Raw genomic sequence first — 12,600 nt, 5'->3', positions numbered from 1 at the left:
CCGGTGACACCGATCGACACCGCCGCCTACCGGAGCCGGTGGCGGCGGTACCACCCCGCGGTCAAAGCGGTCCTGTGCGGCGGGCTGCTGGCCTGCGCCCTCTTCCTGCCGCCCTGGCCCGCCGCCGCCCTGGTGGCGGCCGCGACCCTCGGGTCCGCGGTCGCCGCCGGGGTCCCCCTGGGCCTGCTGGCGCGTGTGGCGGCCGGGCCGCTGCTGCTCATCGCCACCAGCGCCGCCGCCCTGCTGGTCACCGTGGGCGGCGCCGACGGGCTCGGCTGGGCCCCGGGCGGCCCCGCCCGCGCGGCCGAGGTGGCCGCCCGGGGAGCGGCGGCGCTGGGGACCCAGCTCCTGTTCGTGCTGACCACACCCATGGCCGACCTCCTCGCCCGGCTGTCCCGCACCCGGCTGCCCACCGCGCTGGTCGAGGTCGTCGCCCTCACCTACCAGATGCTCATGGTCCTGCTCTCGACCGCGCAGCGGGTCGCCTCCGGGCAGGCGGCCCGGCACGGGTACCGGTCCCGGCGGGCCGGGCTCCGCTCCGCCGGGGCCCTGGGCGGTGTCCTGTTCATCCGCTCCCTGGACCGGGCCCGGCGGCTCCAGGAGGGCCTGGCCTGCCGCGGGTACACCGGGCGGCTCACCGTCCTGGTGGACGAACGCCCGGTGCGGCCGGGGGAGTGGGCCGCCGCCACCGCCCCGCCGCTGCTGGTCGCGGCCCTCACCCTCACCTACACGGCCCTGCTCTGAGCCCCGGGCCCGCCGGGCCGCCCGAACGATTCACGGAGACGCCCATGCCGCCCCGCGCCCCGGGGACCGACCCCGCCGCCCCGCCCGTCCTGGAGGGGCGCGGCCTGCACTACGCCTACGAGGACGCCGGGCCCGCGGTGACCGACACCGACGTGCGGGTCGACCCTGGCGGCCTGCTCGCGGTCCTCGGCCCCAACGGCGGCGGCAAGACCACGCTGCTGCGGCTGCTGTCCGGCGGGCTCGCCCCCGGCCGGGGTTCGGTCCTGCTGGACGGCGCCCCCGCGCCCGCCGGGCGCCGCGGCCGCGACCTGCTGCGCCGCCGGGTGCAGATGGTCTACCAGGACCCCGACGACCAGCTGTTCTCGGCCACCGTCGGCCAGGACGTGTCCTTCGGCCCGCTCAACCTGGGCCTGCCTGCCGACGAGGTCGGCGAGCGGGTCGCATGGGCGCTGGACGCCCTCGGCGTCACCGGCCTCGCCGACCGCCCCACCCACCTGCTCTCCTACGGCCAGCGCAAACGGGTGGTGCTGGCCGGGGCGATGGCGATGCTGCCCGACGTCCTGCTCCTGGACGAGCCCACGGCGGGCCTGGACCCGGCCGGGGTCGCCGAACTCGTCGCCACCCTGGACGGCCTGCGCGCCCGCGGTACCGCCCTGGTCGTGTCCACCCACGACCTGGACCTGGTCCACGGCTGGGCCGACCACGCGCTCGTGCTCGACCGCACGGTCCTGGCGTCGGGCCCGACCGGGCGGGTGCTCGCCGACGGCGCGCTGCTGGCCCGGGCCCGGCTGCGGCCCGCCTGGGGGCCGGCCGTGGGGCGTGTGCTGCGCGCGGGCGGGCTGCTGCCCGCCGACGCCCCCGACCCGTCCTCGCCCGGGGACCTGGACCGGATCCACCCCCGCTGAGGCGGCCCCGGACCACCCGCGCGCGGAAAAGGTGTGAAGGCCCCACCGGCCGGATGCCCGCCGAGCCCCGGACCGCCCGCGCGCGGGAAAAGGTTTTGTCGTTCCCGCCGGGATTCGGCCATAGTGACCAGGTCGTCACCGCCCCCTGCCCCCGGCGCGCCCAGCCCCCCACCAGGAAGGGAACCCCATGTCCACCCTCCGGGTCACCGCGGAGCGGCTCACCGTCCACCCCCACCCCAACGCCGACGCGCTCGAACTGGCCCAGGTCGGCCTGTTCCGCGCCGTCGTCGCCAAGGACGCCTACCGCACCGGTGACTGGGCCGTCTACATCCCCGAGAACGCCCTGCTGCCCGACGCCCTCATCGACGAGCTCGGCCTCACCGGCAAGCTGGCGGGGTCCAAGCGCAACCGGGTCAAGGCCATCCGGCTGCGCGGCGAGATCTCCCAGGGCATCGTCTGCCGCCCGCGGGCGCTGGCCGACCGGGACCTGGAGGCGGCCCACGGTGAGGGTGCGGACTTCGCCACCGAACTCGGCGTCACCAAGTGGGTGCCCGAGATCCCGGTGCACATGAGCGGCGAGGTCGTCCCCGCCCCGGACCTGCTGCGGTGGATCGAGGTGGAGAACGCCAAGCGCTACCCGGACATCTTCACCCCCGGCGAGCCGGTGGTCGCCACCGAGAAGATCCACGGCACCGCCTGCCTGTTCACGCTCGTCACGGAGACCGGCGAGGAGTTCGCCTCCTCCAAGGGGCACGGGTCGCGCAACTTCGCGCTGGCCTATGCCGAGGACAACCTGTACTGGCGCTCGGTGAGGACCCACGGGGTGCCCGGGGCGGCCCGCCGGATCGCCGAGAAGTTCGGCGCCGCCCGGGTGGGCGTGTTCGGCGAGGTGTTCGGCGCGGGCGTGCAGGACCTGGGCTACGGCGAGCACGGGCGCGGCGAGCGCCCGGGGTACGCGGTGTTCGACGTCCGCCTGGACATCGACGGCGCCGTGTCCTGGATCGACGCCGCCGACCTGCCGGGCGTGCTCGCCGAGGTCGGCCTGCCCGCGGTGCCCGAGCTCTACAACGGCCCCTACGACGAGGCCGCCCTGTTCGAGGCCGCCCAGGGCGACGAGACCTGGAGCGGCCGCGCCGCCCACCTGCGCGAGGGCGTCGTGGTCCGCCCGGCCCGCGAGCGCTACTCGCCGGTCCTCGCCGGCCGCGCGATCGCCAAGTTCGTCTCCGACGCCTACCTCACCCGCAAGGGCGGCACCGAGTATGAGTGACCCCCGGGCCGCCGGGAGCCCGGCTCCCGGCGGCCTGTGCTCCCCACGGGTTCCGCACCCTGCCGTCCGGCTGCCGGGAGCCCCCCGCTCCCGGCGGCCTGCGCCCCGGACCGTGCCGTGCGCACCCGACGTGTTCCTCGGCCTGTGGCCCGACCACGGTGGCGGGCGGTGGACGGCCCGGCGGTCCACCGATCCGGCCGCTCACCGATCCGGCCGCCGTCAGGCGGGGGAGCCGTCGGCGGCGCGGGCGTAGCGCTCGGACAGGGCGCGCAGCAGCGGCACCAGCTCGGGCGGCGACTCCACCGTGAAGTCCATGCCGAGCATGCCGATGTACACGGCGACCGTGTCCAGGCTGTCGGCGCCGGTGACCAGCACCGACGTCGCCTCGTCGACCGGCTCGACCACCCCCACCGCCGGGTTGATGCGGTCCAGCACCCGGTCGGCGGGCGCGTCGATACGCAACCGCGCGTGCACCTTCCACCCCTGCGACGCGATGGTCCGCATGGCGAACGCCGTGTGGTCGCCGCCCGGCGGCGGCACCGGGTCGAACCGGCGCCCCGTCGGCGGCCGCGGTTCCATCCAGTCGACCCGGTGGGTCGCCCACTCCCCGTCGCGCGGGTCGCGCGCGACCAGGTACCAGCGGCGCTGCCACGCCAGCAGCCGGTACGGCTCCACCAGCCGGGGCTCGCCCCGGTAGTCGAACCGCAGCCACTCGCCGTCGCGGACGGCGCGCGCCACCGCCCGCAGCACCCCCGCGTCGACCTCCGGGTCGGGCGCGTCGGTGCCGGTGTTCTCCGGGGCGTGCTCGATCGACCCGTGCAGCGCGTCCACGGTCGGGCGCAGCCGCGCCGGCAGCACCTGTTCGAGCTTGGCGAGCGCCCGGCCGCCCGACTCGGCGACCCCCGAGATGCCCGCCGCGGCGCGCAGCCCCACGGCCACCGCGACGGCCTCCTCGTCGTCGAGCAGCAGCGGCGGCATCCGCCCGCCCGGCCCCAGCCGGTACCCGCCCGCGGACCCGCGGGCCGCCTCCACCGGGTACCCGAGTTCGCGCAGCCGGTCGACGTCCTTGCGGATGGTGCGGTCGCTGACCCCGAGCCGCTCGGCGAGCTCGCGACCGGACCGGTCGGGCCGCGACTGCAACAGGGCCAGCAGCGCCAGCAGCCTGGCGGCGGTGTCGGACATCCGGCACCCCTTCAAAGTTTTTCCGGGTCGCGGATTCCATTAGGAAGTAGGTGTTCCTATTGGGACCGTACCGTCGGAGACATGGAGAACACCAGCGCTTCCGCCGCCAGCACCGACATCCGCCCCTTCACCGTCGCCGTCACCGACGCCGAGCTCGCCGACCTGCACGAGCGCCTCGCCCGGACCCGGCTGCCCCAGCCCGCCCCGGGCGACGACTGGGAGGCCGGCACCCCCAACGCCTACCTGCGCGAGGCCATCGCCGCCTGGCGCGACTTCGACTGGCGCGCCGCCGAGGAGCGCATCAACGCCGTCCCGCACTTCACCACCGACATCGACGGCCAGAACATCCACTTCATCCACGTCCGTTCCCCGCACGCCGGCGCCACGCCCCTGCTGCTCGCCCACACCTACCCCGGCTCCTCGGTCGACTACCTCGACCTCATCGACACGCTCACCGACCCGGTCGCCCACGGCGGCCGCGCCGAGGACGCCTTCCACCTGGTCATCCCGGACGTCCCCGGAAACGGTTTCTCCCAGCCACTGGCCTCCGACGGCTGGACCACCGCCCGCGTCGCCGCCGCCTACGACACCCTGATGCGCCGCCTGGGCTACGAGAGCTACGGCGTGCACGGCTCCGACAACGGCGCGATGGTCGCCCGGGAGCTCGGACTGCTGAACCCCGACGGGTTCCTCGGCCTGCACGTGCTCCAGCTCTTCGCGTTCCCCTCGGGCGACCCCGCCGAGTTCGAGCGCCTGGAGCCGCAGGACTACGCCGGCCTGGAGCACATGGAGTGGTTCCAGTCCGTGGGCGGCTACAACACCATGAACGCCTCGCGCCCCCAGACCGTCGCGGTCGGCCTCAGCGACTCCCCGGTGGGCCTGCTCGCCTACAGCGAGCTGTTCAACTCCTTCGGCAACGGCACCTCGCTGGTGCCGCTGGACAAGATCCTCCTGGAGGTGAGCGTGAACTGGTTCGCCAACGCCGCCTCCGGCATGGGCCGCGGGTACTTCGAGAACGCGCGCGCCCAGGACGAGCCGCGCGTGAACGCGGCGCCCACGGGTGTGGCGGTGTTCGCCGACGACTTCCAGACCATCCGGGTCTTCGCCGACCGCGACAACTCCGACATCGTGCACTGGAACCGCTTCGACAAGGGCGGCCACTTCGCCGCCCTGGAGGTGCCCGAGGTCGTCGCGGGCGACATCCGCGCCTTCTTCGGCGGGCTGCGCACGGCCTGACCCCGCGCTCGGCGCGCCCCGCGCCCCGGAGGCCGGAACCGGCCTCCGGGGCCGTGGCGTGTCAGACCCCGGAACGCAGCAGGGGGAGCAGGTCGCCGACGATCAGGTCGGTGTCGAAGGGCACCACCGCCGGGCGCAGCCGCACCCCGGCCACCTCCCCGCCGCGCTCCCAGACCCGCAGGTGGTCGGCCAACCCCTGCGGGGTCCCGACGAAGATGTCGGTGTCCGAGGCCCACTCGTGCCCCAGCGCCCCCTCCAGCCGCCGCCTGCGCTCCTCGGCGAGCTCGGGGGTCCGGTCCAGCAGGACGACCAGGTCGGTGTGGATCTCGGTGCGGGCGGCGTCGGGGGCCAGGGACTCCACCGCCCGGAACGTGCCGACGATCTCGGCGAGGCCGGTCCGCGCGTCCGGGGTGACGAACACGCGGTCCGCCACGGCCGCGGCCAGCCGGTACGGCTCCAGCGCGTGGTGGGCGAGCACCGCGATCCGCGGCACGGACGACACCGGGACGTTCAGGGGCCCCGCCGCGGCGTACCGCCCGGCGGTGACCGGCTCCGGCCGCGGCGGGGCACCGAAGCCCCGGCCCGGACCCGGTCCGGCGGCGGGGGCCAGGTCCGCATCCGGCCACCCCGCCCACAGGTGCTTCACGACGGTGACGAAGTCCTCCGCGTCGGCGAACAGCGGCCGCAGCCGCCGGGCGATCCGGGTCGGGACGTAGACGTCCTCGGGCCGCAGCGCCGGGGTGGGCTCGCCGCCCAGCACCGCCGCGTCCCCGGCTGCGGCCGACACCTGCGGGCGCCAGGTCACCCGCCCGGGGGCGAGGTCCGCCAGGGAGGCGAGCTGGGCGGCGACGTGGAACGGCCGGGTGTGCGTCACGTTCCGCGACACGACGACCTCCAGGGACTCGGTCGAGGTCAGCAGCACCGAGGCCGCCACCACCGAGTCGAGGCGCCCGCGCACCTGGTCGGAGCGGTCGTCGGGGACGCCGAACCGCGCGCTCTGCAGGCCGATCCCGTCCTCGACCGTCACGTAGTCCACGCCGCCGCGCTCCAGGTCGCGGCCGAGCCGCCGCCAGAACGCGGCGCCGAACAGCTCGCGCGGGTCCTCCAGGGACGTCTCGCTCCATGCGGCGGGATGCCATCCCGCCCCTTCCAGGGCCACACCGATGCGCAGGGTCATGGGGGGATGATCCAACCGTCACACCAGTGTGAAGGTCAACCCCGGTCCGGGCGGGCCTCCCGGCGGCGACGCCCTAGGGGACGGTCCGCATCCGCCCGAGCCAGTCGGTGACCAGCGCCGCGACGAGCACCGACCGCTCCAGGTGCACGTTGTGCCCGGCGGCGTCGAGCACCGCGAACGTCGCCCGCGGGTAGTGCTCGACCCGCACCCACGCGTCGCGGTAGCCCACCACCTGGTCCTGCCGGCCGGAGACGAACAGGGACGGCGCCGTGAACGGCTCCGGCGCCCCCTCCTCCGGCTCCCGGTCCAGGGAGTAGCGCCGGGCGATGCGCTCCAGCGCCGCCTCGTCGGCCGAGCGCAGCCCGGGCAGGGCGTGTTCGGCGAACGCCCGTGCGCCATCGGGGTCCTGGACCACCGCCATCTCGGCGTAGTCCCCGCCCGCCTCACCCAGGCCCGCCACCGCGGCCGGGTCCTCGACGAGCACGGTCCGCCCGGGCACGTCCCGCCGCGCGTGCTCGGCGACGAACACCGCCGCCAGCGCCGCCAGCCCCAGCACCCGCGGGCGCAGGTCGTGGGCCACCCGGCGGGCGATCATGCCGCCGAACGAGTTGCCCACCAGCGCGAACGGCTCCCCGCCAAGCCGCCGCTCGATCTCCTCCTCCACGGCGGCGACCACGTCCTCGGCGCTCGCGACCGCGCCCGCCGGCGTACCCGCGGTCCCCGGCAGGTCGACGTGCAGCCGCCGCCACCCGCCGTCGGCTTCGAGGACGGGGTCCAGGGGGAGGAGGAGCCGGTGGTCGACCCCGAAACCGTGCAGGAGGACGATCGGGGTGCCCGATCCGCGTTCGACGACATGCATGCGCCGAGGCTAGCGCCCGCCCCCGACACCCCGCCGCCCCGGGGCGCCTGAGACTCAGTCGTACCGGACTCGGTACTCCTGCTCCGTGCGCAGGCCGTCGCCCAGCATGGCGAGCCCGTGCGGCTCCCGCTCGGCGATCGGCCGGAAGGAGACCAGGAGCCAGTCGCCGCCACCGGCGCCGTCGACCGAGAGGAACTCGCTCGCCGACCACTTCTGGGCCCGCACGTTCCCCTCCTCCCGGTCCCACACCATGAGAAAGCCCCGGTCCCGGCCGCCGACCGTCCCGGACGCGGCGACACCGCGCCCGTAGTCCGTGAAGGCCACGTCGCGGATGACCGCGTTCGACCCGTCGTCGGGGGTCGGCCGGGGGTGGAACTCCCGCGGCTCCGCGTCGGAGCCCAGCTCCCACACCAGGACGGAGTCGTCGGTGGCGGTGGCCACCACGGCCCCGACGTCGCTGTTGTAGGAGACCGCGGTGGGTCCGAGCAGGCCCCGGGGCGCCTCCCGGAACCCGGTGTGGGAGGGGTGCGCCTCCCCGGTGGCCGGGTCCCGCACCAGCAGACCCGTGTCCAGGGTGACGACCAGCGCCTCCCCGTCCCGGGTGACCGCCAGGTCCCGCACCCGGGGGAGCCATCCCAGCTCGTTCTCCGGGACGGCGGAGGTGTACACCCGGGCGCCCGTGCCCACCCGGTAGGCGCCCACTTCGGCGAGCCCGGTGCGGGTGTGGTGGTAGGCGACGAACACCGTCCCGCCGTCGGCGGAGAGCGCGATGTGCCCGCCGTCGCCCGCCTCCTCGGGCAGGTCGACGACGTAACGCTCGTCCCGGGCGAGGTCCCAGACGTGCACCTTGGCAACACCGTCGCCGGCCGCCCGCGGGGCCCGGGCGGCCAGCACGGTCCCGTTCGGGGTGGCGGCCAGCTCGGAGCCGCCGAAGTCGTGCCGCTCGTCCTGCAGGGTCAGCTCCACGATCCGATCCCTGCGCCGACCGTCGAAGAGGTGCAGCCCGGCGTCGGACAGGGTCGCGAACGAGTACGGCGCCGCGACGAAGGCGGTGTCGACGACCCGTGCTCCGGCGGGAACGGTCGGGCCTCCCGGGACGGGGGCGGGCTCGTCCTCGCGGGCGGCCTGGCTCTGAGGACCCTGCGCCTCGGTCCCGCTCGCCACGTACTGCGCAGCGACCAGGCCGACGGCCAGCACCGCCGCCACCAGCGCGCCCCGGCGCCGACCACGGGTGGCAAGGAGCCCGGGACGGCTCGGTGCCTCCGACGAGACGGGACCGCCCTGCTCCGAACCGGCGGACGCCGCTGCCGCCGATGCGGCGGCCTCCGGCCGCGCCGCGGTGTCCCTCTCCTCCGCGGCGGCACCGGTCCGCGCCTCGGCATCCGGCATCCCGACGCCGTCCCCTGGCGGTTCGGCAGGAACTTCGGCGCCCGCCTCCTCCGCGATACCGCTCGCGGATCGCGGCCCCGCGGCCGTGCCCGGTAGCTCCGTATCCGGTGCCTCGGCCGCCGCCGGGGTCCCGGTGCCATCGGCCCGCATCGCGGCACCTGCGGCCACTTCGGCCTCAGACGCCGCGGTATCCGCCGTCTCGGCGGTTTCCGCGGCACCGGCCGTCGCGGGCGTGGGCTCTTCCGCGACCGCTTCCACGGCGCCCGGCCCCTCCGCGACCTTCGTCCGCAGGACCGCCGTCGGGTGCAGCCGGGTCGCCGCCACCAGGGTGCGCGCGACCTCGTCGGCGACCGGGGCGGGCAGCCATGCCGTGGGGTCCTGCGCCCCCGCCCCCGGCAGCGCCGTCCCGGTCAGCGCGGCCGTGACCGCCTCCAGTGAGGGGCGCTCCCGCGGGTCCTTGGCCAGGCACGCGCCCACCAGCGGCAGCAGGGACGCGGGCACCCCGTCCAGGTCGGCGGGTTCGTTGACGACCCGGTACAGCAGGGCCGCCGGGTCGCCGATCCCGAACGGCGGCCGCCCGGTGGCGGCGAACACCAGCACGCCCCCGAAGGAGAACAGGTCGCTGTGCGGCCCCACCCCCCGCCCGGTCGCCTGCTCCGGCGACATGTACGCGGGGGTGCCCAGCGCCTGGCCGGTGCGGGTGAGTGCGGTGGCGTCGGCCGCGCGGGCGATGCCGAAGTCGATCACCTGCGGGCCGCGCGGGGACAGCAGGACGTTCGACGGCTTGAGGTCGCGGTGCACCAGGTCGACACCGTGGATCGCCGCCAGCGCCTCGGCCAGCCCGGCGGCCAGCACCCGCAGCGACCCCTCCGGGAGCGGGCCGCCGTCGCGCACCGCGTCCTGCAACGAGGGCCCCGGGATGTACTCGGTGGCCAGCCAGGGGGTGCGCCCCTCGGTGTCGGCGTCCAGCACCCGGGCGGTGTAGGGGCCGCGCACCCGGCGGGCCAGCGCGACCTCGCCCGCGAACCGGGCGCGGAACTCCCGGTCGGCCGCGTACTCGGGCCGGATGGACTTCACCGCCGCCAGGTCCGCCTCGCCCTCCCCGGTGACGGCGAGGAACACGACGCCCATGCCGCCCGCGCCGATCCGGCGCAGGGTGTGGTAGTGCCCCAACACACGCGGGTCGTCGGGGTGCAGGGGTTCCATCAGGGGATCGTTTCCGGGGTGGGGGTGCCGAAGGGGCCGGGGTATCCGGAGGGAAGCGTAGTGGACACTCCCCGCCACCGCGCACGCGCCCCGCACGTCCTGTTCAGGGCTGGACGTCGCCGCTGGTGGAGGAGGTGATGGCCGAGTCCAGATCGCCCGGGGGGATGCCCGGGTAGTGGCCGTCGGCCGGGGAGCGGCGGCGGCCGCGCGCGGCCGGGGTGAGGGTCAGCCGGGACATGATCCGGTACCGGTCGCCCCGGTACAGCGAGTGCACGTACTCGACCGGACGTCCTTGGGAGTCGCTGGTCAGCCGCTCGAACAGCAGGGCCGGGGAGAATTCCGGCACCTCCAGCAGCCGCGCCTCGGCGTCGTTGGTGACCGTCGGCTCGATGGTCTGCACGGCCTCGGCCACCTCGATCCCGTGCCGGTCGTGCAGGTGGTCGTAGAAGCAGTCGGAGTCGACGTCCTCCACGGTCAGCCCCGGCACCCGCTCCACCGGGACGTGCAGGTACTCGATGGCCATGGGTTCGCCGTCGACCAGGCGCAGCCGGGACACGTGGACGATCTCGGCGGCCGGGGAGATGCGCAGCCGCCGCCCGACCCGGGCCCCCGCCGGGACGGTGGAGAACTCCAGCACCGAACTGGACCAGACCCCCTCCGCCTGGGGCAGGGCGAACGGGCGGCGTTCCTCCGACACGAGTTCCTGGGTGATCTTGGCCGGTGCCACGAACATGCCCCGCCCGTGTTCGCGGACGATCAGCCCGTTGGCGACCAGTTCGTTGACCGCCGCCCGCAGGGTGGGCCGGGAGACGCCGAGCCGGGCGCACAGGGAGCGCTCGGAGGGGATGGCGTCGCCCGGGCGGCGTTCGTCCACCAGGTCGAGCAGGTGGTCGCGCACCATGTCGCGTTTGAGGACACCGCTCTTCGTGTCACGGCGCCGCTCGTCCATAGTGCCCCTCGCTCCCGCTCTCCGGACCGGTCCGCCCGCGCCGGTGCCGCGGGCTGTTGACCAGTATGCCACTGTGCGACCCCTCTCCGGCCCAGAACAGATGACCAGTGATTGACCAGTGGTCGATCACCACTCGGCTCGGGGTCCGTGCCGAACGGTCGGTGATCCCACCTTTCCGCTCATCAGAAGGTTTCCGTCCGAACTCTTGACGGACCCGATTGGTCTATGCCATTTTCTGCAAGCAGAGAGCATGGTTTACCAATTGGTCAACTGACATCGAGGTCCGCCGTGAAGAGACCCCCCACCCCCGTCCTCGGAGCCCTCGCCTCCCTGGTCCTGCTGTCCGGCTGTTCCTCCGAGGGCGCCGCCGACGGCCCGCCGACCGTGGACGTGTGGCTGATGCGCGACAGCCTCTCCGACTCCCTCGTCGCGCGCTTCCAGGAGGAGTTCGAGCGGGACAACCCCGACATCCTGCTCGACATCCAGATCCAGGAGTGGGACGGCATCGGCCAGCGCATCACCGCCGCCCTGGCCGGCAACGACGCCCCCGACGTCATCGAGACCGGCAACTCCCAGGTCGCCCAGTACGCGGCCAGCGGCGGCCTGGTGGACCTCAGCGACAGGGTCGACGACCTCGGCGGCGACGACTGGCTGCCCGGCCTGGCCGAACCCGGCGTGCACGACGGCCTCCAGTACGGCATTCCCTTCTACGCCGCCAACCGGGTGGTCATCTACAACAAGGACCTGTGGGAGGACGCCGGCCTCACCGGCCCGCCCCGCGACCGCGCGGAGTGGCTGGAGTTCTCCGCCCTGCTCGACGAGGGCGGCGACGGCGCCCACCAGGGCATCTACCTGCCCGGACAGAACTGGTACGCGTTCGCCGGCTTCCTGTGGGACGAGGGCGGCGACTTCGCCGTCCAGGGGGCCGACGGCGCCTGGACCGGCACCCTGGACACCCCCGAGGCCGCCGCGGCCATGGAGTTCTACGCCGAGCTCCAGTCCCACGGCGAGGGCCCCAAGGACTCCGACGAGGCGCAGCCGCCGCAGATCGAGATCATGGCGGGCGGCGACGTCGCCCAGATCATCGCGGCCCCCGGCAGCGCCGCCGGGATCGTCGAGGCCAACCCGGACCTGGCGGACCGGCTCGGTTTCTTCCCCGTGCCCGGCCCCACCGGCGCCGCCCTGGGCAGCGTGTTCGTCGGCGGCTCCGACCTGGTGATCCCCGCCGCCTCCCAGGACCAGGACGCCGCCTACGAGGTGGTCCGCGCCCTGACCGGGGAGCGGTGGCAGACCGAGATCGCCCTGGAGATGAACTACGCCCCCAACCGGATCTCCCTGGCCGAGGTCCTGGAGGGGCAGGAGGGCGCGTACGCGATGGCGCGGGCCGCCGCGGAGAACGGCCGGGCCACCCCGAACTCGCCGGAGTGGGCCGCCGTGGAGGCCTCCAACGTCATCAAGGAGTTCCAGACCGCGGTGCTCACCGGCGAGGATCCGGCGGCGGCCGGGGCGCGCGCCTCCGAATCCATCACCTCGACCCTCAACGCGGGCTGACCGTGTCCGGGGTCCGAAGCTCCCCGGCGGTCGCCCACCGGACGGCGGGGCCGGGGCGGGACGGCGGCGGGACCGGTTCCGGGACGGGGACCGGGTCCTACCGGGGCGCCGCCGGGGCACCCCGCCCCGGCGGCG

10 protein-coding genes are annotated in these 12,600 nt (G+C 75.3%); 5 read left to right on the top strand and 5 right to left on the bottom strand.

Annotation, left to right across the window (positions count from 1 at the left end; all coding sequences use genetic code 11):
- Positions 1 to 3: 3 nt before the first annotated feature.
- The 3 genes from cbiQ to ACJOT3_RS02975 all read left to right on the top strand — a co-directional run bounded on the left by cbiQ (position 4) and on the right by ACJOT3_RS02975 (position 2,916).
- Positions 4 to 744 (top strand): cobalt ECF transporter T component CbiQ, encoded by a 741-nt coding sequence (cbiQ, locus tag ACJOT3_RS02985; RefSeq protein WP_406968468.1) that lies wholly within the window; start codon positions 4 to 6, stop codon positions 742 to 744.
- A 44-nt stretch (positions 745 to 788) separates the two neighbouring features.
- Positions 789 to 1,649: an energy-coupling factor ABC transporter ATP-binding protein gene (locus ACJOT3_RS02980; protein WP_406968466.1), complete on the top strand. Its 861-nt coding sequence runs from the start codon at positions 789 to 791 to the stop codon at positions 1,647 to 1,649.
- Positions 1,650 to 1,836: 187 nt separating this feature from the next.
- A complete protein-coding gene (locus ACJOT3_RS02975; RefSeq protein WP_406968464.1) occupies positions 1,837 to 2,916 on the top strand; it encodes an RNA ligase (ATP) in 1,080 nt (359 codons plus the stop codon).
- Between the two features lie 219 nt (positions 2,917 to 3,135).
- Here ACJOT3_RS02975 and ACJOT3_RS02970 read toward each other — a convergent pair whose 3' ends face one another.
- The gene (locus tag ACJOT3_RS02970) at positions 3,136 to 4,098 is read right to left on the bottom strand and encodes a helix-turn-helix transcriptional regulator (protein WP_406968462.1); all 963 of its coding nucleotides are present in this window, start codon (positions 4,096 to 4,098) and stop codon (positions 3,136 to 3,138) included.
- Positions 4,099 to 4,179: 81 nt separating this feature from the next.
- Between ACJOT3_RS02970 and ACJOT3_RS02965 the strand changes: the two genes are divergently transcribed.
- On the top strand, positions 4,180 to 5,334 hold the full coding sequence (locus ACJOT3_RS02965) for an epoxide hydrolase family protein (protein WP_406968460.1): 1,155 nt from the start codon (positions 4,180 to 4,182) through the stop codon (positions 5,332 to 5,334).
- 61 nt (positions 5,335 to 5,395) lie between these two features.
- On the opposite strand, the gene ACJOT3_RS02960 is transcribed toward ACJOT3_RS02965, so the two are convergent.
- From ACJOT3_RS02960 to ACJOT3_RS02945, 4 genes are all read right to left on the bottom strand, one after another.
- Positions 5,396 to 6,511 carry an LLM class flavin-dependent oxidoreductase gene (locus tag ACJOT3_RS02960; protein WP_406968458.1) on the bottom strand — a complete coding sequence of 372 codons (1,116 nt, stop codon included), beginning with the start codon at positions 6,509 to 6,511 and terminating at the stop codon, positions 5,396 to 5,398.
- Positions 6,512 to 6,584: 73 nt separating this feature from the next.
- Positions 6,585 to 7,370 carry an alpha/beta fold hydrolase gene (locus ACJOT3_RS02955; RefSeq protein WP_406968456.1) on the bottom strand — a complete coding sequence of 262 codons (786 nt, stop codon included), beginning with the start codon at positions 7,368 to 7,370 and terminating at the stop codon, positions 6,585 to 6,587.
- Positions 7,371 to 7,424: 54 nt separating this feature from the next.
- A complete protein-coding gene (locus ACJOT3_RS02950; RefSeq protein WP_406968454.1) occupies positions 7,425 to 9,965 on the bottom strand; it encodes a protein kinase domain-containing protein in 2,541 nt (846 codons plus the stop codon).
- A gap of 103 nt (positions 9,966 to 10,068) precedes the next feature.
- Entirely contained in the window at positions 10,069 to 10,914 is an 846-nt protein-coding gene (locus tag ACJOT3_RS02945) for a GntR family transcriptional regulator (RefSeq protein WP_406968452.1), read from the bottom strand.
- Positions 10,915 to 11,202: 288 nt separating this feature from the next.
- Here ACJOT3_RS02945 and ACJOT3_RS02940 point away from each other — a divergent pair, with 288 nt between their 5' ends.
- Positions 11,203 to 12,465 (top strand): extracellular solute-binding protein, encoded by a 1,263-nt coding sequence (locus ACJOT3_RS02940; RefSeq protein WP_406968450.1) that lies wholly within the window; start codon positions 11,203 to 11,205, stop codon positions 12,463 to 12,465.
- Positions 12,466 to 12,600: the final 135 nt, after the last annotated feature.

It is taken from the genome of Nocardiopsis protaetiae, assembly GCF_045446735.1.
Lineage (GTDB): Bacteria > Actinomycetota > Actinomycetes > Streptosporangiales > Streptosporangiaceae > Nocardiopsis > Nocardiopsis protaetiae.
The sequence above is the reverse complement of the archived record's forward strand: the minus strand, read 5'-3'. Positions and strand labels throughout refer to the sequence as shown.